Origin of the sequence: Polaribacter sp. MED152, assembly GCF_000152945.2 — a bacterium.
GTDB lineage: Bacteria > Bacteroidota > Bacteroidia > Flavobacteriales > Flavobacteriaceae > Polaribacter.
Genome location: NC_020830.1, coordinates 1393440 through 1415777 on the forward strand (window position 1 = coordinate 1393440; position 22338 = coordinate 1415777).

Annotated in this window: 14 protein-coding genes, 1 pseudogene and 1 riboswitch; of the genes and pseudogenes, 4 read left to right on the top strand and 11 right to left on the bottom strand. The window is 30.5% G+C overall.

Features of this window, described 5'->3' with window-relative positions; all coding sequences use genetic code 11:
- Positions 1-180: 180 nt before the first annotated feature.
- The 6 genes from MED152_RS13515 to MED152_RS06195 all read right to left on the bottom strand — a co-directional run bounded on the left by MED152_RS13515 (position 181) and on the right by MED152_RS06195 (position 9107).
- Positions 181-1413, bottom strand: a complete 1233-nt coding sequence (locus MED152_RS13515) for an acyloxyacyl hydrolase (protein WP_015480997.1) — start codon at positions 1411-1413, stop codon at positions 181-183.
- Positions 1414-1842 (bottom strand): Rrf2 family transcriptional regulator, encoded by a 429-nt coding sequence (locus MED152_RS06175; RefSeq protein ID WP_015480998.1) that lies wholly within the window; start codon positions 1840-1842, stop codon positions 1414-1416. It lies immediately after the preceding gene.
- A 29-nt stretch (positions 1843-1871) separates the two neighbouring features.
- Positions 1872-3083: a polysaccharide lyase family 7 protein gene (locus tag MED152_RS06180; RefSeq protein WP_015480999.1), complete on the bottom strand. Its 1212-nt coding sequence runs from the start codon at positions 3081-3083 to the stop codon at positions 1872-1874.
- 100 nt (positions 3084-3183) lie between these two features.
- Positions 3184-4356 carry a PLP-dependent aspartate aminotransferase family protein gene (locus tag MED152_RS06185; RefSeq protein ID WP_015481000.1) on the bottom strand — a complete coding sequence of 391 codons (1173 nt, stop codon included), beginning with the start codon at positions 4354-4356 and terminating at the stop codon, positions 3184-3186.
- 47 nt (positions 4357-4403) lie between these two features.
- Complete coding sequence (thrA, locus tag MED152_RS06190) at positions 4404-7805, bottom strand: bifunctional aspartate kinase/homoserine dehydrogenase I (protein ID WP_015481001.1); 3402 nt, start codon at positions 7803-7805, stop codon at positions 4404-4406.
- Positions 7806-7832: 27 nt separating this feature from the next.
- Positions 7833-9107 carry an O-acetylhomoserine aminocarboxypropyltransferase/cysteine synthase family protein gene (locus MED152_RS06195; protein WP_015481002.1) on the bottom strand — a complete coding sequence of 425 codons (1275 nt, stop codon included), beginning with the start codon at positions 9105-9107 and terminating at the stop codon, positions 7833-7835.
- A gap of 125 nt (positions 9108-9232) precedes the next feature.
- Positions 9233-9350, bottom strand: a riboswitch (SAM riboswitch).
- Between the two features lie 365 nt (positions 9351-9715).
- Here MED152_RS06195 and metK point away from each other — a divergent pair.
- The 3 genes from metK to MED152_RS06210 all read left to right on the top strand — a co-directional run bounded on the left by metK (position 9716) and on the right by MED152_RS06210 (position 15524).
- Positions 9716-10972, top strand: coding sequence for a methionine adenosyltransferase (gene metK / locus MED152_RS06200; RefSeq protein ID WP_015481003.1), 1257 nt, complete (start codon positions 9716-9718; stop codon positions 10970-10972).
- Between the two features lie 150 nt (positions 10973-11122).
- The gene (locus MED152_RS06205) at positions 11123-13618 is read left to right on the top strand and encodes a zinc-dependent metalloprotease (RefSeq protein ID WP_015481004.1); all 2496 of its coding nucleotides are present in this window, start codon (positions 11123-11125) and stop codon (positions 13616-13618) included.
- Between the two features lie 229 nt (positions 13619-13847).
- Positions 13848-15524, top strand: a complete 1677-nt coding sequence (locus tag MED152_RS06210; protein ID WP_015481005.1) for a carboxypeptidase-like regulatory domain-containing protein — start codon at positions 13848-13850, stop codon at positions 15522-15524.
- A 9-nt stretch (positions 15525-15533) separates the two neighbouring features.
- Here the strand turns inward: MED152_RS06210 and MED152_RS06215 are convergent, their stop codons facing one another.
- The 5 genes and pseudogenes from MED152_RS06215 to MED152_RS06230 all read right to left on the bottom strand — a co-directional run.
- A complete protein-coding gene (locus tag MED152_RS06215) occupies positions 15534-16088 on the bottom strand; it encodes a thioredoxin family protein (protein ID WP_015481006.1) in 555 nt (184 codons plus the stop codon).
- Between the two features lie 20 nt (positions 16089-16108).
- Positions 16109-17317 carry an NAD(P)/FAD-dependent oxidoreductase gene (locus MED152_RS06220; protein ID WP_015481007.1) on the bottom strand — a complete coding sequence of 403 codons (1209 nt, stop codon included), beginning with the start codon at positions 17315-17317 and terminating at the stop codon, positions 16109-16111.
- Positions 17314-18240 (bottom strand): GYDIA family GHMP kinase, encoded by a 927-nt coding sequence (locus MED152_RS06225; protein WP_015481008.1) that lies wholly within the window; start codon positions 18238-18240, stop codon positions 17314-17316. Before MED152_RS06225 ends, MED152_RS06220 begins: the two co-directional genes overlap by 4 nt.
- Positions 18240-18611 carry a DUF1569 domain-containing protein gene (locus MED152_RS13885; protein ID WP_368085809.1) on the bottom strand — a complete coding sequence of 124 codons (372 nt, stop codon included), beginning with the start codon at positions 18609-18611 and terminating at the stop codon, positions 18240-18242. Before MED152_RS13885 ends, MED152_RS06225 begins: the two co-directional genes overlap by 1 nt.
- A 93-nt stretch (positions 18612-18704) precedes the next feature.
- Positions 18705-19973: pseudogene (locus MED152_RS06230) on the bottom strand (hydroxymethylglutaryl-CoA reductase, degradative); the annotation flags it as partial.
- A 142-nt stretch (positions 19974-20115) separates the two neighbouring features.
- Here MED152_RS06230 and MED152_RS06235 point away from each other — a divergent pair.
- Positions 20116-22338, top strand: a complete 2223-nt coding sequence (locus tag MED152_RS06235; RefSeq protein WP_015481010.1) for a S9 family peptidase — start codon at positions 20116-20118, stop codon at positions 22336-22338.

Consider the following 22338-nt stretch of genomic DNA (forward strand, 5'->3'; position numbering starts at 1 on the left):
ACCTATTTAGTAGAGTATGCAAACATACATCAATTAAATTCAAAACAGAGTGATTATCAATCTTATTTTAGATAAACCCTATAGATTTAGTAGATTAATAAAAATAATCAAACTTATTTAAGAATATATCAGTTGAAATTTTGTTTAGATTAAAATAATTAGAAGAAAAGTAGAAATAAACTAAAAAGTTTTACCCAATGTAAACTGAATAGGTATAGCAACACCGGCATTTCTAGTAAAAATGTTACCATTTGAATAATGCATAATTCTTAACTCGAAGTTATAAGCTCTCTCTTTTCCGAAGAAAACTCCAAAACCCATGGTATCTTGATAGGTAATTTTTGGGCCTGTTTCAAAACCATCTATATCCTGTTTAGATATAAAAGCTGGACCAATAATTGAATAATTTGTATAAAAATCATAGTTTTTGTTTCTATATAAATAAAAACGAAGTACAGGAAAAATAGAGAAAGCAAACACATCTGATTTGCCTTGCTGAGATTGAAAATAAGTTGCACTTACACCCCAATCTAATGAAAAAATCTTTTCAGATCTATATATCAATCTTTGATAAGTTAATGAAAAAGCATGTTGTGCTTTTACATCACCCAACCAAAAAACAGGAATTCCAAAACTCTCGAAATTACCGACTTTAACATTCATCGAAAAAAACTCGTTCATACCAAAGCCTAAAGCTCCTGTTCCATAACTGACCTGAAAGATATTTTTTGGAAAAAAATATTCGTTGTTCGCATATTCTTCTGCAGTTTTATCATCTACTTGCTGTAAATGGTATTCAAAGCCTAGCGATGCTTGTGATATAGAAGGTTGATTGTATTTATCTGACTTGGGCATAAATGTACCATTTGCAGACAATCGCCATCTGTTAGACAACCAATACTGCAAACCAAATCCGTAGAGAAAACTTGCAAAATGTGCATCTTCGTAAATCACCTGTTCATTAATAGAAAAACCAATTCTTGTAACATTTGCAATACCTGCCTCTGCATAAACAGACATTTTATCTGTTAAGTTAAAGTCTTTTTTTAAAGATAAACTCCAGGCATTAATCCAAACACTTCTATCATAACCAATATTGTTTACATTATCGTATTTGAACCAAGAAGCTGGTCTTATAACTCCAAATTGTGCAGATAAATTATTTTTTATTTTATAACCCAATAACATTCTACCTGAAAACCTGTTTTTACTAAAGGTTTCAGTTTCAAATCCGTCTATTAAATTGTCATTAGAAAAAGGATAAAAAATAGCTCCAAAATTGATGCTGTAATATGATTTGGCTAAGAACTCTGTAAATTTGGTTTTCTCTGTATTTTCTTCTTGAGAAAATCCTTGATTCATTGAAAAAATCAACAATGTAGCTAATACAATTTGTTGCCATTTAATATTCATCTATTCTTGATTAGATGCATTAATGGTTAAATCTGCTAAAGTCGTGTTTCTAAAAATTTGAAGGGTATTGTCTCTAACTTGAATCATTAACTTATGCACAGCACAGGCATTTTCATCTGGACAATCATCGCACTTTTCATAGAAATTTAAACTCACACAAGGCACCATAGAAATTGGCCCCTCTAAAATTCTCATAATCGTTGTCATTAGAATTTCGTCTGGTTTTTTAAGCAGGTAATATCCACCTCCCTTTCCTTTTTTAGAACCTAACAAACCGTTTTTACGAAGGGTAAGTAAAATACTTTCTAGAAACTTTAATGAAATATTTTCACTTTTAGAAATTGTAGCAATAGCAATAGGCATTTTATGCTCTTGTTTTGCTAAATAAGTAAGCGCTTTAATTCCGTATTTTGTTTTTTTAGAAAGCATGAATCTAAAGTAAACAAATTCTAGCTAACCTAGTTTGTTGTATGCGATTTTTCTATTTGATAAAATGTAGCTTGAGCATAATCTGTTGCAGCACCTGAATTATTTACATGATATAAACCTGCCTTAAAATATTGGTATTGACCAGTTTGATCAAAACCACTATTAGACATATCTACAGTTTCTACAACATCTGGTTTTCCTTCTCTAGAAATGGTAACTGTAAGTGTATTATTAACAGTTTTAATTTGATAAGAAAATTTTTCATCTAAAGGGATACCATCTGTTGGGTTGGCTGCTGAATTGCTTCTAGAACCAATCATATCATACCATTGTTCGCTACCAAAACCATCTCTAGGTTCATGAGCAAAATAAATAGCGCCTAAAGTGTTATTTGGTAATTTTCTGTAGTATAATCTTACAGGTTCATCATCATTGGCATGAATTTGCCCTATAATTACTCTACCTACATGACTTGAACTACCTGTTGTTGTAACATGATTTACAGCTAAAGTTACATTCATTTCTCCATCAAAACCAGCTGCAGCATTTTTATCTGAAGTTGGTGATGAACCAAAAACCCAATTATTTTTATTTACGCCTTGAGTAGGAATGCTAGTGTCTGTACCTCTTAGCATTTCTCTCAATTCAACTCTAGTATAACTTGTATTAGCGGAAGTTTTAAAACCTTCTACTGGACATTTAAAAACCAGACCACCATCAGTACCTGTATAAAAATAATTATCATCTTCATAACCGCCATTAATTTCACTTACAGAAATAGTTTTAGAAAAACCACTTCCATTATTTTCTGGAGTATTCAACTTCCAAGTAGATAAATCGAAATTTTGAGCTGGAGTTTTGTTAGGATCTAAAACACCTCCATTATCCACCTTTGCTTCTTGAGTTATTGTAACATTTCTAGTTAAGTTACCACCAATAACTTTTATAGTTCCTGAACGTTCTTCGAAGTTTGGGTTGGATGCTGCTGTAATATTTACTGTACCATCATTTGTACCAAACCTAGGAGAGATTGTAAGCCAATTTAAATCACTTTCTGTGTACCAATATAAATTGGCAGTAATTTCTAATGATTGTGATTCTTGATCTGCAGAAAATGTATTTAAGGTAGAAACCGTTAGTTGATCTTGTGTAATAACTTCATCTATTGGTTCTGATGAACTACAAGATAAAAATGTAAAAAACACAATACTTAAAAGACTTATTTTGAATACATATTTCATAGAAATCAAGCTAAATTTTATTTTTTTATAAAAATACAAAATTGGTTAACCAATTTTAATAATTAAATCTTAAAATTTGAATTTCTACATAATTGAATTTTTAATCCTCTAAAGCTTGAGCTAAATCTTCTATGATATCAACCACATTTTCTAAACCAACAGAAACTCGAACTAATCCATTAGTAATACCAACTTCTAATCGATCTTCTTCTGACAAACGCCCATGTGTTGTAGAAGATGGATGCGTCACAATGGTTCTAGTATCTCCTAAATTTGCAGATAATGAACACATTTTTATTTTGTTTAAGAATTTTCTACCAGCTTCAATTCCGCCCTTAATTTCGAAAGCAACAATATTACCTCCTAATTTCATTTGTTGTTTAGCCACTTTAAACTGAGGATGAGATTCTAAAAAAGGATATTTTACCAAATCAACTTTAATATTATTCTCTAAAAACTCGGCCACCTTCAAAGCATTTTCACAATGTTTCTCTACTCTAATAGCTAAAGTTTCTAAACTTTTTGATAAAACCCAAGCATTAAATGGTGACATAGCTGGCCCAGAATTTCTGGCAAATAAATAGATTTCACGAATCAAATCTTCTTTACCAACTGTTACTCCACCCAAAACTCTTCCTTGACCATCAATTAATTTGGTAGCCGAATGTATAACCAAATCTGCACCAAATTTAATTGGTTGTTGTATATATGGTGTAGCAAAACAATTATCAACAATATAAATTAGATTGTGTTTTTTAGCGATGTTCCCTATCAATTCTAAATCTAAGATATCTATTGCAGGATTTGTAGGAGTTTCTACATACAAAATCTTAGTATTTTCTTGAATTAAACTCTCTACCAAAGCTACTTCATTAACCTTAAAGTAAGAGGTTTCAATATTCCATTTTGGCAAGTATTTGGTAAACATGCTATGTGTAGAGCCGAATACAGATCTACAAGATACAATATGATCGCCAGCATTTAGTAAGGCTGCAAATGTAGAGAAGATGGCAGACATACCTGTTGCAAAGGCATACCCACTTTCTGCACCTTCCATAGCTACAATTTTATTTACAAATTCACTTGTATTCGGATTCGTAAATCGGCTATATAAATTACGCTGTTTTTCTTCTGCAAAAGATGCACGCATTTCTTCTGCATCATCAAAAACAAAACTTGAGGTTAAATATAAGGGTGTAGAATGTTCAGAAAACTGACTTCTTTCTGTCTGATTTCTGATGGCCTCTGTTTCAAAATTTTTCTTATTACTCATGCTGTATTTTACGTTATTCTGAAACAAGTTCCGAATGACACATTGTGTTAATTATTATGTTTTGCTAATCTTAAAATATCACCAAAAACACCTCTTGCAGTTACACTTGCTCCTGCTCCTGCTCCTTGAATTACAATGGGTTGCTCTCCATAAGATTCTGTATAAATTTCAAAAATGGCATCAGAACCTTTTAAAGAACCCAAAGGTGTACTTGTAGGTGTAGAAACTAATTTTACTTCTAAATTTCCTTTTTCTTTAGATAAATCTCCACTTAATTCTCCTATATATCTTAATACATGATGCTTTTCTTGATTGTCTTTTATAGCCTGATAATCTTCATTTAAAGCCTCTAATTGATTTAAGAATTCTTCAGACGAACCTTCTCTTAAGTTTTCTGGAATTAAATTTTTAATGATAACTTCGTCCAATTCGTTTTCTAAATCTAATTCTCTAGCTAAAATCAATAATTTTCTAGCAACATCATTACCTCCTAAATCTTCTCTAGGATCTGGTTCTGTAAAGCCTTTGTCTATAGCTTCTTGTAAAACCTGTGAAAAAGGAACATCTTGCTCAGAAAAATTGTTGAATAGGTAACTCAAACTACCAGAAAAAACTCCTCTAATTTTGGTGATATTTTCTCCAGATTCATGCAGTAAACGAATGGTATCTATTAAAGGTAAACCTGCACCAACATTGGTTTCGTATAAATATTGCTTTTTATATTCTTTTAATTTTGCTCTTACCTCTTTGTAAAACTCAAAAGATAATGTGTTGGCAATTTTATTACAAGAAACTAAATCAAAACCTGCCTCTATTAAAGGTATATAATTACTAACAAAACTTTCACTTGCAGTATTATCAACAGCTATCAAATTTTCTAAATGATGTGTTTTTGCAAATTCTATTATATTTTTTACAGATGCATTTTCATCACCTTGTTTTAATAAATCTTGTTTCCAATTTTTAGAAGCTCCATTTTTAGTTAACAACACTTTTTTAGAATTGGCAACAGCAAAAACATTCAATTGAATTTTACGTCTTTCTAAAACAGATTGAGTGTTTTCTATAATTTGATCTATTAAAGTACCACCAACCAAACCTTTACCAAAAATAGCAATGTTTATTTTTTTGGTAACTCCAAAAACTTGACCATGAATTACATTTACAGCTTTGTACAGTTCTTCTTTCTTTACAACTAAACTTACGTTCTTTCCAGAAACTGTATTGTTAAACAAAAGTGGAACAATTTGGTTTTTAATTAAAGCATTATAAGGATGATGAAATTCGCTTAAATCTTGCCCGATAATAGAAATAACAGCAACTTTATTATTTACTGAAACTTGATTTACATCTTGTAAATTTAAATCATTCTCAAACTCTTTTTCTAAAGCTTCAACAGCCTCTTTGGCTTTGGCAGATTCTATAATTAAACCTATTCCTCTCTCTGATGAACCTTGAGCAATAATACTAACATTGATGTTTTTATCGCTCAAAGTTTTAAAAATTCGAGCATCTATACCTACTTTACCCAATAAACCTCTACCTTCAAAATTAATCAGTGAAACATTATCTATAGTTGATATAGATTTAATTCCTTTTACAGAAGATTCTGATGTTATTAAAGTACCTTGATCATCCTTATTAAATGTATTTAAAATGCGTAGGTTGATATTCTTTTCAAGTAAAGGAATAATGGTTTTAGCATGTAAAATATTAGCGCCAAAATTGGCTAATTCATTTGCTTCTGAATATGATAATTGCGCTATTTTCTTTGCATCAACAACAATATCTGGGTTGGCCGTAAAAATTCCATTTACATGAGTATAATTCTGTAACTCATCCGCATCTAAAAAATTGGCTAATAAAGCTGCTGTATAATTGCTGCCATTTCTTCCTAAAGTAGTTGTTTCTCCTTTTTGATTTGATGAAATAAAACCGGTAACAATATTTAAAGTAGCTTTATTATTTTTATAAAACTGAATCACGTTTTCTTTAGAAATAGCCTGAATAGGTTGTGCATTACCAAAGTTTTCATTGGTAATAATTAAAGCTCTTGCATCTACAGGATTAACAGAAACACCTTCTTTTTCTAATAAACTTGCCAATAATTTTACCGACAATAATTCACCTTGAGCTAGCACCTCATCTTTAATTTTCTGGCTGAAATCTCCCAGTAAAAAAACCCCTTCAAAAATAGTTTCCAACTTTGTAAATTCCTTAGATACATCAACTGAACTGTTAGGTTGTTGCTGGTATTTTTTAAAGTTCAAAAACTCGGTTTTATATTCTTTTTTATTTGCTGCTAAATCTAAAATAGATTCTAATTCGTTGGTAGAATTGCCTCTTGCAGAAGCAACAATTGTAAATTGCTCATTATTCTTATACTTTTCTAAAATAATATCAATCGCATTTTTTAAACCTTTTCCGTTTGCTAAAGATTTGCCTCCAAACTTTATAACTTTCATCTTCTTTTCTTTGTAATCTTTATTAAAAATTGGTTCAATAATTTTTTCTAATTGATTGTATTCTATTAAAAATGCATCATGGCCATGTACTGAGTTAATCTCATTATAAGTCACATTTTCTTTAGTTAAGGCCAATTTTTTATGCGTTTCTCTATTTTCTTCTGCCGTAAAAAACAAATCAGAATCAACACCAATGATGTGAATATTAGCCTCAATTTGATCTAAAATGGAAATATCTTTTTTACCACCAATAGTTACATCAATTGTTTTTAATAACTGATTCATTAATTTATAAGATGATAATTGATAACGTTCTTGCAGTTTTTTTCCATGATGCAACAACCAACTTTCTACGTTAAAAATAGCAGAGTCTTCGTTTTTAGATCTGTGAAATCGTTCTTTAAAAGATTCTGGAGTTCTATAACATAACATTGCATGCATTCTTGCATCATGCACAGGATTACTAGAATTTACCAAGAATTGTTCTTGAATTTGGCAATTTGCTATTAACCAATCTGTAGATTTCCAGTCTGTAGCAATAGGTAAAAAATGTTGTGTTAAATATTTCTTCAAAACAACCATTTCCCAAGCAATTCCACCTCCTAAAGAACCACCAATTAAAGCAAATAATTGTGTTATTTTTAAGGCAGATAAGCCCAATAAAAATATTTTAGCAATATCTCTTGCAATAAAATCTTTGTAATTATCAATTAAAAATTCATCGAAACCATTACCTGGAATATTAAAAGACAAAACAGTATAAACACTAGTATCTATGGCTTTTTCTTTCCCTACAATATCTTGCCACCAACCATTTTTACCTGCAACTTCACTATTACCTGTTAATGCATGATTGATTAAAACCACAGGAGCTGAGCCTAATTCTTTACCAAAAACTTGATAGCTCAAATTTAATTCAGGAATTATTACACCAGCTTCTGTGGTAAAATCTTTTATTTTGATATGTGATAATGGATGTTTCAATTATGGCCTTTTTTAATTTTTCAGGATTTAAATTTCTGAAAAAGCTGCTTTTAAATCTGCTTTTAAATCTTCTATATCTTCTATACCAACAGACAAACGAATTAAATCTTGAGAAACACCTGCTCCTTCTTGAGCAGCTTCATCTAACTGTTGATGCGTGGTACTTGCAGGATGAATAATTAAAGATTTAGTATCACCAATATTTGCTAATAAAGAGAACACTTTTGTTTTATCTGCAATAGTTTTTGCAGCTTCATAACCTCCTTTATGACCAAAAGTTACAATTCCACTTTGACCTTTTGGTAAATATTTCTTAGCCAATTCATTGTACTTGTTACTTTCTAAACCAGGATAATTTACCCAAGCTACTTCCTCTTGTTCCTCTAGCCATTTGGCTAAAGCCAAGGCATTTTCTGAATGCTGTTTAATTCTAACTGGTAAAGTTTCTAATCCTTGAATAATATTAAATGCGTTTGTTGGGCTTAAAGCTCCTCCAAAATCACGCAAACCTTCAAGAATTAATTTAAAAGTATAAGAGGCAGCACCTAAAACTTCGTGGTATTTTAAGCCATGATAACCTGCAGAAGGTTCTGTAAATTCTGGAAATTTACCATTTGCCCAGTTAAAAGTTCCTGCATCAATAATGGCACCACCTAAAGAGGTTCCTTGACCTCCAATATATTTTGTTAAAGAGTGAATTACAATATTTGCTCCGTGTTTAATAGGATTTAATAATGCTGGTGTAGCAACAGTATTATCTACAATAAATGGCACTTCTGCTGCTTTAGAATGCTCTGCAATTGCTTCTAAATCTAAAACGTCTAACTTTGGGTTACCTAAAGATTCTACAAAAAATGCTCTGGTATTTTCTTGAACTGCATCTGCAAAATTATCAGGATTAGAAGCATCTACAAATGTTGTTGTAATTCCAAATCTTGGTAAGGTTACATGTAGTAAATTAAATGTTCCTCCATACAAACTACTTGAAGCTACAATATGATCTCCTGCTTTTAAAAGGGTCAACAATCCTGTTGATATGGCAGATGTTCCAGAAGCAAAAACGACAGCTCCTATTCCGCCTTCTACAGCTGCTAAACGTTCTTGTAAAATTTGGTTTGTTGGGTTGTTTAATCTTGTGTAAATAAAACCTAATTCTGCTAAAGAGAATAAATTTGCTGCATGATCTGAATCATTAAAAACATAAGATGATGTTTGATAGATAGGAACTGCTCTTGCTCCTCCATTAGATTTTACATCATGACCTGCGTGCAACGCATTTGTTGCTAATTTGTGAGTACTCATTTTTCTATTTTTTTGAGTTAATAAATAATTAAAACAAAAGTCAAATGCATCAACTTTAATTGATGTGTTTACCAGAAAAATGTTATTAAGAAAATAGAAAATTCAAGGAATTTGAAAATTCTCTTTTGTTATCTATCCTTTTAAATTAAACAATTTAAAAGAGTAGAATTTAGCACCTTCTTTATTTCTAAAGGGTTGCTAAGGCTTCAATGGGTCTAATCCCTCCACCTTTCTTGATAACATTTCAATAAGTTATTGAACTTTGTGAGTACAAATATTGCAACAGAAAAAGTTAACATCCAAATAAAAAACACTAAAATTTATAAAATGTATCATTTTCACAAAAAATGGATTGATTATTTTTTTAATCCTCAAAAACCAACTTAATATTCTGTTAAAAATGATTTATTGATGATGGCATTGCAAATAATTATAGTTCTAAATTGATTAAATATAAAATTATGACGTATTTTTGCATCATAATTAGAGGAAAAATTTGAACTGATTGCAACCTCATTAAAAAAATGCTAAAGCAGTAATTCTATACTCCTTTTAGCCTCCTGCAATCTTTCTCGAATTTTTTAAATCATATAAAAAAGAAGAGTATTATGTCATATTTATTTACCTCAGAAAGCGTTTCTGAAGGACATCCAGATAAAGTTGCAGACCAAATATCAGATGCTTTAATCGATAATTTTTTAGCATTTGATAAATCTAGTAAAGTAGCTTGTGAAACCTTAGTTACTACTGGGCAAGTTATATTAGCAGGTGAAGTAAAATCGAACACTTATTTAGATGTTCAACAAATTGCAAGAGATGTAATCAATAAAATTGGTTACACAAAAAGCGAGTATATGTTTGATGGAAATTCTTGTGGTGTTTTATCCGCAATTCATGAACAATCTCCAGATATTAATCAAGGTGTAGACAGATCTAAACCAGAAGAGCAAGGTGCAGGAGACCAAGGTATGATGTTTGGTTACGCTACTGATGAAACTGAAAACTACATGCCTCTAGCTCTAGAATTATCTCATAGACTGTTAACAGAATTGGCAGAAATTAGAAGAGAAAATTCAGACATAACCTATTTAAGACCAGATGCAAAAAGTCAGGTAACTATTGAATATTCAGATGATAATGTACCTCAAAGAATAGATGCTATTGTAATTTCTACGCAGCATGACGATTTTGATGCATCTGAAGAAGTAATGTTATCAAAAATTAAAAAAGATATTGTAGAAATTTTGATTCCGAGAGTAATTGCAAAATTACCAGAACATATTCAAAAATTATTTACAGATGATATTACCTATCACATAAATCCTACTGGAATATTTGTTATTGGTGGTCCTCATGGAGATACTGGTTTAACTGGTCGTAAAATTATAGTAGATACTTATGGAGGAAAAGGCGCTCATGGTGGAGGTGCTTTTTCAGGTAAAGACCCTAGTAAAGTAGATAGGTCTGGAGCTTATGCTACAAGACATATTGCTAAAAATTTAGTAGCTGCAGGTTTATGTAAAGAAGTTTTAGTACAGGTTTCTTACGCAATTGGAGTTGCAAAACCAACCAGTATTAATGTAGAAACGTATGGAACTTCTACAGTAGATTTATCTGATGGAGAAATCAGTAAAAAAGTAGAAGAAATTTTTGACATGCGTCCTTATTTTATTGAAAAGCGTTTAAAGTTAAGAACTCCTATTTATTCTGATACTGCTGCATATGGACATATGGGTAGAAATCCTGAAGTAAAAACAGTAACTTTCTCAAATCCTATGGGAGAAACTGTATCTGAAGAAGTAGAAACTTTTACTTGGGAAAAATTAGATTATGTAGATAAAGTTAAAGAAGCATTTAATTTATAAATGTTAAATCCATCAAGTTCAAAGGCTCTCAATTTTATAAATTGAGAGCTTTTTTTTGGTTAAAATTTACAAACTGTCTTTAACATTTATTTAAGAGTTCGTCCTTTATGGTTTGCGTAATTTCGAAAACAATTCAAATTAAACATAATCATGACAAAAAAAGTATTCTCGCAATTGGTTCTAATTGCACTTGTTTTTGGCTTTTCTGTAGATGCAAATGCACAGATTTGGAAAAGAAAAAAGAAGGAAGAACCTAAAAAAGTTGCTCCAAAGCCTAGGCCAAAACCTAAAAAAGGAGCCATTCAACCTTATTCTAAGGTAGTAACAAAAGATATGAAAACAGACGAAGGTTTATTTCATGTACATTCAAAAGACAACACTTTCTTATTCGAAATTCCAGATTCTTTAATGGAAAGAGAAATGCTAATGGTAACACGTATTGCAAAAACTGCAAGTGGCATTGGTTTTGGTGGTGGTAAAGCAAATACACAAGTTTTACGCTGGCAAAGAAAAGACAAAAAGGTTTTACTTAGAGTTGTATCTCACAATGTTGTTGCAGACACAATTTTACCTGTTCATGAAGCAGTTGTAAATTCTAACTTTGAGCCTATTTTATACACGTTTCCTATTAAAGCGTTTAATAAAGACACTACTGGTGTAGTTATTGATGCTACAAAATTGTTAACTGAAGATATTAAACCTTTAGGTTTTCCTCAATTTTACAGAACAAGATACAGAGTTACAAGATTAGATAAATCTCGTTCTTACACAGAAAGGGTAAGTAGTTATCCTCAAAACATAGAGTTTAGACATGTAAAAACTTATTTTGCATCTAGACCACCATCTAATGGTAGTGTAGGTTCTATTTCTTTAGAAATGAGCAACTCTATGATTTTATTACCAAAAGTACCTATGAAACGTAGATACTTTGATGAAAGAGTAGGTTGGTTTGCAAGAGGTCAAACAGACTACGGTTTGGCTGATCAAAAAAGTAAAACTGTACAATATTTAGACAGATGGAGATTGGAGGTTAAAGATGAAGATATTGAAAAGTTTAAAAGAGGTGAATTAGTAGAGCCTAAAAAACAAATTGTTTATTATGTAGATAGAGCTACACCAAAAGAATGGGTGCCATACATTAAACAAGGTATTGAAGATTGGCAAGTTGCTTTTGAAGCAGCTGGATTTAAAAATGCAATTATTGCAAAAGATCCACCTAGTAAAGAAGAAGATCCAGATTGGAGCCCAGAAGATGTTCGTTATTCTGTTGTAAGATATTTAGCATCTCCTATTCCAAATGCTAATGGTCCTCACGTTAGTGACCCAAGATCTGGAGAAATTTTAGAATCTGATATTAACTGGTATCACAATGTAATGACCTTATTACATAACTGGTACTTTATTCAAACAGCGGCTATAAACGAAGAAGCTAGAAGTAATAGCTTCAAAACAGAAATTATGGGACGTTTGGTACAATTTGTATCTTCTCATGAAGTTGGTCATACATTAGGTTTACCACACAACATGGGTAGTTCTGTAGCTTATCCTGTAGATTCTTTACGTTCATCTACGTTTACTGATAAATATGGTACAGCACCTTCTATTATGGATTATGCTCGTTTTAACTATGTTGCTCAACCAGAAGATAAAGGTGTTGCTTTAATGCCAAACATTGGTGTTTACGATAAGTACGCAATTTCTTGGGGTTATAGACCAATTTTAGACAAAGATGCAAAAGCTGAAAAAGAAACTTTAGATGCTTGGATTATGAAACATGCTGGAGACCCAATGTATAGATTTGGTCATCAACAAGCAGGTGGAGTTGTAGACCCTAGTTCTCAAACAGAAGATTTAGGAGATAATGCAATGAAAGCATCTATGTATGGTATTAAGAACTTAAAAAGAATTTTACCTAACTTAGAAAAATGGACATCTGAAAAAGGTGAAAATTATGATGAGTTATCTACAATGTATGGTCAGTTATTAGGTCAGTTCAACAGATACATGGGTCATGTTTCTGCAAATGTTGGTGGTGTTTATGAATACTACAAAACATCAGATCAAGAAGGAGCTGTTTATACACATGTAGATAAAGCAACTCAAAAAGAGGCTTTAGACTTTGTTATTGATAATCTTTTTGAAACACCAACTTGGATGTTAGATGAAAATATTTTTAGCAAAATAGAGTTTTCTGGAGCTGTTGAAAGAGTTCGTGGTTTACAAGCTAGAACTTTAAATAACATTTTAGATGCTGGTAGAATGGCTAGAATGATTGAAAATGAAACTTTAAATGGTAGCAAAGCTTATACACTTGTTAACATGATGAGTGATTTAAGAAAAGGAGTTTGGACAGAATTATATAATGGCGCTTCTATAGATACTTACAGAAGAAACTTACAAAGAGCTCATTTAGATCGTTTAAATTTCTTATTAAATGAAGCTAAAAACCAAAGAGGTTTTAATAGTGGATACTTAAAAAGAAGTGGAATTAACATTAATCAATCTGACGTAAAATCAGTTGCAAGAGGAGAATTAAAGAGAATTCAACGAGATGCAAGAGCTGCAGCTTCTAGAGGAAATACTTTAAGACGTTACCACTTACAAGATGTTGTTGATAGAATTGATATGATTTTAGATCCTAAATAATCTAAAAATTAGATAAAGAAAACCTCGCAAATGCGAGGTTTTTTTATGCTTAAAAAAATATTACTTACATTCAAATGTGCTGAATTCCTTGGGCTATAAAATCTAATTGCCCTTGATAAATGGTTTTAAATCTATATTAAAAAGAAACGAAAATATGGTATACAGACTTTAAACTATATAGCTTCATTTTTGGCTTGGTTTTTGAAGTTAAAATTAAAATTTACAGAATATGAAAAAAGCATTTTTATTTTATCTATTCTTACTCTTTTTAAGTGGAAATAGTTTTTCTCAAAATGGAGAAATAGTTTTTCAGATAATAGATAAAAAATATGAATCTCCAATTTCTTATGCAACGATTATTCTACAAAAATTAAATAGAGGAACGCATGCAGACATCGATGGTTATTTTAGAATTCCTGAGTTGTATTTTGAAGATGAATCAATTAAGATTTCTTCTATTGGATACAATACTCAAGTATTAAAACTATCTAATTTCAAAAAAAATAGCATTAATAAAATATATTTAATTCCCTTCATAAATCAACTTGATGAAATATTAATTGTTACACGAAAAAATAAAGAAAGACAAAAACCTTTAAGTGCTGAACAAATTGTAAGAAATGCAATAAATAATATTCCAAAAAATTATCCTATGGAACCTCATTCATATATAGGATATTACAGAGACTATCAACAGCCAACAAACACAAATTATAAAAAGGTAAACAAACTTAAAAAAAACCCCAATTATATTAATTTACACGAGAGCATTGTACAATCTTTTGATCAAGGTTTCCAAACAAATAAACTAATACATAAAGAAAACCAAAGTATACTGTATAAGTATAAAGTAAATAATAACTTCTTAAAAGACTCATTATTAAAAATTCCTTATGACAATAAAGAGAATAAGTTTTCAAAAAATGTTTCTATAACTCCTTTAGGAGGTAATGAACTGAATATTCTAAATATTACAAATTCTATAAGGAATTATAATACTCAATCTGTTTCGTTTATAAACACCTTAAATAAAAACTTTACGGCTAATCATTCTTTTCAAATAGATAGCAAAAAAAATATGAATGGAGTTTATCTTTATGAAATTTCATTTAAATCTATAAAAGAAAAAACAGATTTTAATCACTATGCAAAGGGAAAGATTTACATTTCTAAAAATGACTTTTCAATTTATAAATTAAACTATAATTTATATAATTTAACCTCTGAAAACCCACAGTATTCTTTGCTTCTAGAATATTTACCCAAAGGTGATAAAATGTTTTTAAATTATATGATGTTCAATAATAAGTTTACAGTTAAAAATCCTGATTTTTTAACACTAGAAACTATAAGTTATAATGTTGAAGCATTAAAAACTAGCTTATTTCTTAATCAACTAGGTTCGGACAAATCTGAAAAATCATTTTCTAAAAATATTAATAACGAAGCAAAAATAAACTTAATCTTTAATAAACCTTTATTAAAAAACTCTATAAAACCATTATCAAGAAATATCAAAGTATATTACAAAAACAAGAAATTAAAAACGTTAGACTATAATATTGAAAAAAGTTCTCCAAAAACTATTACTTTAATATTAAAAACAAGACAACTAGCAAAAATAGGGCTCTCAGATGAAGTAATAGAGAAGAAAGAGTTTACTAAAAATTTAAGGTTCGAAATTAAAAATATAGAATCCAAAGATGGATTAATAATAAACAAACCAATAAACTTTGAGTTTTATCAATATCGTGAATTTTTTGTACAAGAAGTTTTCCAAAATAAAAGTTTGCCAAAAACAAAGAGCTTTGTTGATAAAAATTCACCTCTCTCTAATTCTACTCAAAACGCAATGGATTACAAAGACCAATATTGGTTAAATTCACCACTAAAGAAAATAAACTAAATAAAAATATTACTTCCATTTAATTCCACAACCCATACTTGGCTTCTGATTTGCCAAATTGTCTTTATGCTCTAAAAGATTGTGTAATGCTTTTCTAATATCCTTACCATTTAAAGGTGCTGAATTTCCTGGTCTTGAATCATCTAACTGACCATGATAAACAGCATTTAATCCTGCATCAAATACATAAAAATCTGGTGTACATGCTGCATCATAAGCTTTGGCTACTTGCTGAGTTTCATCAAACAAATAAGGAAAAGGATAGTTTAAGTTTTCAGCAACCTCTTTCATGTATTTAGGTGCATCTTGAGGATAATTCTCTATTTCATTGGAACTTATAGCAATAAATTTAATTCCTTTTTCTTGGAATTCGTTGGCCATTTTAACCAACTCAGTATTTACATGAATAACAAAAGGGCAATGATTGCAAATAAACATAATCACAGTTCCTTTTTCTCCCTTAAGCTGATTCAGAGAGTACTCTTTATCATCAATAGTATTAATTAACGTGAAATCTGGAGCCTTTGAGCCTAATTTAAATTCATTCGATTCTGTTAAAGCCATTTCTTTACATTTTTAATTATTTATTCAGCTAAAGCAATTGCACAAATGTAACCACCTGTCCAAGCATTCTGAAAATTAAATCCACCTGTTACAGCATCAATATTTAAAACTTCACCTACAAAAAATAAATTTTTATGCTGCTTACTTTCAAAACGTTTAAAATTTATTTCTTTTAAATCTACACCACCAGCAGTTACAAATTCATCTTTAAAAGTAGTTCTACCATTTGCATTATAAATACCTTTTGTAAGTTCTGTTGCTAATTTTTCTAATTGTGTGTTTTTTAAATCTGCCCAATTCTGATTTTTAGAAATACCAGAAAATAGCACAAAACGTTCCCAAAGTCTTTTTGAAATTTCTGTAAAAGGAGATTTTAAAATTACTGTTTTTCTTGGTTCTTTCTTTTTTAAATTTAAAAGTACATTAAGAACTTTTCCTGTAGACCTAGATAACCAATTTACTTCTACATTGTATTGGTAATTTTTATCCGCTAAAATTCGAGCTCCAAAAGCAGACAATTTTAAAACAGCTGGTCCACTCATTCCCCAATGTGTAATAAGCAAAGGGCCTGAAGCTTCTAGTTTTGTACCCACAATATTTACAGTGGCATTTGGTACAGAAATACCCAATAAATCTACCAATCTTTTATCGTTGATATTAAACGTAAATAAAGAAGGTACTGGTTCTATAATCTTATGATCTAAAGTTTTACAAAGCTCCCATACTTTTTTAGAACTACCAGCTGCTACAACTACCTTGTCTGCAATAAAATCTTTATTTTTTGTGTTGACAACCCACTGTTTTTCTTGTTGATAAACTGAATTAACACCACAGTTTGTTAACACTTTAATTCCTAATTTATCAACAGCGTTTTGAAAGCAATCAATGATTGCCTGACTTGTATTTGCTTCTGGAAAAACTCTATTATCACTTTCAATTTTTAAAGGCACACCTTTGTTTTCAAACCACTCAAAAGTATCTCCTGTCATGAATTGATGAAAAGGGCCCAGCAATTCTTTTTTTCCTCTTGGATAAAATTCAATCAATTCTTTAGGCGTAAAACAAGCATGCGTTACATTGCATCTACCACCTCCAGAAATTTTTACTTTCTGCAATACATCTTTTCCTTTTTCTAAAATGGTGATGTCTAATTCAGGATTGTTTTCTTTGGCATTTATGGCTGTAAAATAGCCAGCAGCTCCACCTCCAATAATTATTACTTTACTCATAAAATCATTTCTGAATAGGTAAGAATTGTTTCAAATCCTTTATTTTTAAAATAGTTAGGTGTTTCTTGATTTCCTGTGGCTAATACAAAATCTCCACCCCAAGCTCCTAAACTTTTAATCTCTCCAAAATAATCTGGAAATAGCTTTTCTTTAACAGGTTGTAATTTTATGATTGAACTTATAATTTGTTCATGTTCTACAAGAAGTGCGTCGAATTCATGAAGCGAGTTTACTTTTGGAAACGTCTCTGAAATTTCTGAAATTCGATTAATTTGTGCACTATAATCTAAATTACTTTCTCTAAATTTTGCAATACCTTCTTTAGAGTCTTGCTTTTGATTTAAATACACAAAATATAAATTATCTTTAAATTCAGGATTAAAAACCACTGAATCAACTATAGGTTTCTGTTCTTTTATTTGATAATATATAGGTGTATCATTTTGCGCACATGCAATATCATAACCGCTACCTTTAAAAGAGTTCCATAATAATTGAAAAGCATCTACTTTAGCCCAAGATGCAATAGAATTTATTAATGTAGATGAACTGCCTAAACCCCAATTTCTTGGAAAATTTAGTTCGGTTTTTATTACAAAACCATGATCTACATCTAGAAAATCTGGGTTTAATCTTTTTGCCTCTGCTAAAATATCTAATAAAGTTTCTGCTATAAATTCAGCACTTCCTTCTTTATCTGAATTAAAAGTACAATTTACTAAACGTAATTTTGGTAAATTAAAAACTGCTTCAAACCAACAATTACCCGTATTTGTAAAACTAGCCCAAATTAAATTGGGTTCTTTAATTTTTTCTACACTTAAGTTTTGCCCGTATTTTGTAGGTAATGCCAATGATTTAGCACCATCTAACACTAGATACTCACCTGTAAGCAACAATTTTCCATTAGAATAATAGTTCATTACAGTAAATCGAATTGTTTAAAATGATGGGTAAAATGTTTTATTTGAAACCTTTTCCAATAATCGAAATCCAATTCTCCAAAAAATGGGTGTACCACAGTTCTACCTTCCTCTTTATTGAATATCATTACAAATTGTTGTACTTGATAATCTAAATCATCTATAGCTTCAGCCAAAGAATTAAACTTTAATGGCACTGGACCATCAGATAAGAAAGAGGCTCTAAAACCCATTTGCAATTCGTTTTCTGAATTTAGAAATGGTTTTCTTCTTGCACTTTTTTCATCAGAAACAAAAACATTAACGTTCCAGTTACCATTTGCAATTTGGGTTACTGAACTTAAATGCTCAATCATTTGTTGCGCATTCATTTGGCCAAATACAGGTTTTGTATCTTCTTTTAAGTTTAATAATATACTTCTAACATCATCAAAATTTAAGAAATTTACCCAATTCACTTTTGGCTTTCTAAGTGATTTTATTTTTTCAACTACTGCAGAATGTGATACTGTTCTTTCTTCAAAATACTTTTCTACAGCCTTTTTCTCATCTTCTGTAGCATCAAATTGATTCAATATATTTTGCAAATGCATTTTCATATGACCATGTTGAATACCTTTGGTAGTTAAGGCTCTTAAAGCTGCGTAATTTTGTGCTAAACCTGCTGCAGCCATAATTTGCATTAACACTCTTGCAGATGGTTTTTGCAACATTTCTAGTGATAATTTAGCCATTGGATGTAAGGCTGTTAAACCACCTACAGTACCTAATGCCAATGGAATTTCTATCCAAAACTTAAAGATACCATCATCTATTGAACAGTGAGATAAACTTGAATAAGAGCCTTTTCTAGAAGCATAGGCATGTGCACCAGCCTCTACTGCTCTAAAATCATTGCCAGTTGCTAAAACCACAGCATCTACTCCATTCATTATACCCTTGTTATGCGTAACTGCTCTGTAAGGTTCTATTTCTGCAATTTCTACTGCTTGTTTAAATTTTTCCGCAAATTTCTGAGGGTTGTCTCCTCCCAATTCTTCAATTTTACAACTTACTTCTGCTCTAACTAAACATTCAGGAACGTAATTAGACAGAATACTCATGACAATTTCTATATCCTCATTTTCAAATTTCTTAGCAATTGCCTCTAAACAAGAATTAATGAAGTTTGCACCCATTGAATCTTTAGTTTCGAAAGTAACATGCAATTGATAATAATTGGCTAGCTTGTCTGTTTTATCAACCAAAGAAATATCTAAAATACCTCCACCTCTTTTTTCCATATTCTTTGTTATGGAAGCTGTAGCAGCATATAGTTCTGTCTTGTTTTTGTTAAAATAGTTATGAAGCTCTTCTTTTTTACCTGCATACATAAAGTGTACTTGACCTATTTTGGTGGTTCCTAAAACCTTGGTTTTAAAACCTCCTCTTGTACTCCAAAATTTAGCAACTTTAGAAGCTGCAGCAACCACAGAACTCTCTTCTACCACCATTGGTATTACATAAGTTCTATCATTAATAACAAAATTTGGTGCAACTCCAAAAGGCATGTAAAAGTTAGAAATTGTATTTTCTATAAAATCATCATGTAATTCTTGAAGGTTTTTATTCGCATTCCAATATTGCTTAATAATTGCAATAGATTCAGATTGATTTTGAAAGTAATTTTCTGTTAACCAATCAATTTTTTCTTCTTTGGTTAGTTTGGAAAAACCAGATATAATTTTGCTCATTTATGCAGATATAAACTATGTTCAACAAATATAAATCAATCTTAGAAAACAATGTAGAATAATCAAGATTTCTGATTTTTTAGGATATTTTTTGCTGATTTTTCCGTAAACTTGGCAAACTTTTATCAAAAACAAAGTCTAAATGAAAAAATCTATCATTTTAGCAACCTTACTACTTTCTATAATAGGTTGTACAAATACTAGTTCTGAAACCTCAAACAACACTTCTACTGGCACTAAAGAAATTACTCTCGAAGAAATTTGGGATGGTACTTTTTCTACAGAAAGAATGAACGCACTTAATTCTATGAATGGTGATTTTTATTCTTTGCTAAACAGAGATGAAGAAGGTAATACAACTGTAGACAAATATAGTTATAGTACTTTAGAAAAGGTAGAAACTATTGTAAGTAGTGCAGATTTGAAAGATTTAGATGGTTTTTCATCTTATAAATTTAATGCTGATGAAACTAAATTAATACTAGGTACTCAGTTTAAAAAAATATACAGACGTTCTTATAGTGGTACATTTTATGCCTATGATGTAGCTTCTAAAAAACTTTCTTTAATAGGGAAAGACATTCAAGAGCCATTGTTTTCTCCTGATAACAAAAAGGTAGCTTATGCTAAAGACAATAACATTTACATTAAAGATTTTTCTAGAAATGCCTTAATACAAGTTACAAAAGATGGCAAGAAAAATAGCGTTATAAACGGAATTACAGACTGGGTTTACGAAGAAGAATTTGGCTTTGTAAGAGCTTTTGAATGGAGTAAAAACAGTAGATATTTAGCTTTTTTAAGATTCGACGAATCTGATGTACCTACTTTTTCTATGGATATTGTTGGTGATGGGCTTTATCCAAATCAGCAAGTATTTAAATACCCTAAAGCAGGTGAAAAAAATGCAGATGTTACTTTACATATGTATACTCTAGCAAATAAGACTACAAAGAAAATTAGTCTAGGTGATTATGAATACATCCCAAGAATTAAATGGTCTAATAACGATGCTATTTTAGTGGCAACTACCTTAAATCGTTATCAAAATAATTTAAAATTACACAAGGTAAATGCATTAAGAAGTTCATCTACAGTATTATTAAATGAAACTGATAAAGCGTATATAGACATTACAGACAATCTTACGTTCTTAACAGATAATTCATTTATTTGGACAAGCGAAAGAGATGGTTTTAATCATATTTATCATTATGATTTTAATGGTAATCTTATCAATCAGATTACAAAAGGAGATTGGGAAGTAACCAACTACTATGGCTTTAATCCAACTAAAAAAACAATTTATTACCAATCTGTAGAAAATGGTTCTATAAATAGAGGTGTATACTCTATTGGTTTAGATGGTAAAAACAAACAGTTGCTTAGTAATAAGGATGGTCAAAACTCAGCTGCCTTTAGTACCAACTTAAACTACTTTATAAATACATTTTCTACATCAGAAATTCCACCTATTTACAGTTTGTATTCTGCTGAAGGCGAAATGCTAAAAGTGGTAAAAGACAATGCTGAACTTAAAGAAGAATTGGCAGATTATAAAATGAGTCCTAAAGAGTTTTCTACTATTAACATTAATGGTTATGACTTAAATATGTGGATGATAAAACCTGTTGATTTTGATGAGAATAAAGCATACCCAATGTTAATGTTTCAATACTCAGGCCCTGGTTCTCAGCAAGTAGGTAATAGATGGAATGGAACCAATGACTACTGGCACAATATGCTTGCGCAAAAAGGTATGATTGTAGTTTGTATTGATGGTAGAGGAACAGGTTTAAAAGGTGCAGACTTTAAGAAAGTAACACAAAAAGAATTGGGTAAATTTGAAGTTGAAGACCAAATAGCTGCTGCTAAAAAACTTGCAGAACGCTCTTATATTGATGAAGATAATATTGGTATTTGGGGATGGTCTTTTGGTGGCTTTATGAGTACAAATGCGCTGTTAAAAGGTAGTGATATTTTTTCTACAGCAATCGCAGTTGCACCAGTAACTTCTTGGCGTTTTTACGATACTGTTTATACAGAACGCTATATGCAAACACCTCAAGAAAACGCAAGTGGTTATGACGAAAACTCACCAATCAACTATGCAGATAAATTAGAAGGAAATTATTTATTAGTTCATGGAACAGGAGATGATAATGTACACGTACAAAATTCAATGAGAATGATTAACGCACTTATTGAAGCCAATAAACAATTTGATATGTTTATTGTTCCAGATAGAACTCATGGAATTTATAAAGGCGCAAATACAAGATTGAATTTATACACAAAAATGACCAATTTTGTAGAAGAACATTTAATAGAAAAATCAAACAAAACAACTAAAGTAAAAGGATAA

Coding starts and splice junctions, on each gene's coding strand:
- MED152_RS13515 (WP_015480997.1), bottom strand. CDS start 1,413: ATGAATATTAAATGGCAACAAATTGTATTAGCTACATTGTTGATTTTT.
- MED152_RS06175 (WP_015480998.1), bottom strand. CDS start 1,842: ATGCTTTCTAAAAAAACAAAATACGGAATTAAAGCGCTTACTTATTTA.
- MED152_RS06180 (WP_015480999.1), bottom strand. CDS start 3,083: ATGAAATATGTATTCAAAATAAGTCTTTTAAGTATTGTGTTTTTTACA.
- MED152_RS06185 (WP_015481000.1), bottom strand. CDS start 4,356: ATGAGTAATAAGAAAAATTTTGAAACAGAGGCCATCAGAAATCAGACA.
- MED152_RS06195 (WP_015481002.1), bottom strand. CDS start 9,107: ATGAGTACTCACAAATTAGCAACAAATGCGTTGCACGCAGGTCATGAT.
- metK (WP_015481003.1), top strand. CDS start 9,716: ATGTCATATTTATTTACCTCAGAAAGCGTTTCTGAAGGACATCCAGAT.
- MED152_RS06205 (WP_015481004.1), top strand. CDS start 11,123: ATGACAAAAAAAGTATTCTCGCAATTGGTTCTAATTGCACTTGTTTTT.
- MED152_RS06210 (WP_015481005.1), top strand. CDS start 13,848: ATGAAAAAAGCATTTTTATTTTATCTATTCTTACTCTTTTTAAGTGGA.
- MED152_RS06215 (WP_015481006.1), bottom strand. CDS start 16,088: ATGGCTTTAACAGAATCGAATGAATTTAAATTAGGCTCAAAGGCTCCA.
- MED152_RS06220 (WP_015481007.1), bottom strand. CDS start 17,317: ATGAGTAAAGTAATAATTATTGGAGGTGGAGCTGCTGGCTATTTTACA.
- MED152_RS06225 (WP_015481008.1), bottom strand. CDS start 18,240: ATGAACTATTATTCTAATGGAAAATTGTTGCTTACAGGTGAGTATCTA.
- MED152_RS13885 (WP_368085809.1), bottom strand. CDS start 18,611: ATGAATGCGCAACAAATGATTGAGCATTTAAGTTCAGTAACCCAAATT.
- MED152_RS06235 (WP_015481010.1), top strand. CDS start 20,116: ATGAAAAAATCTATCATTTTAGCAACCTTACTACTTTCTATAATAGGT.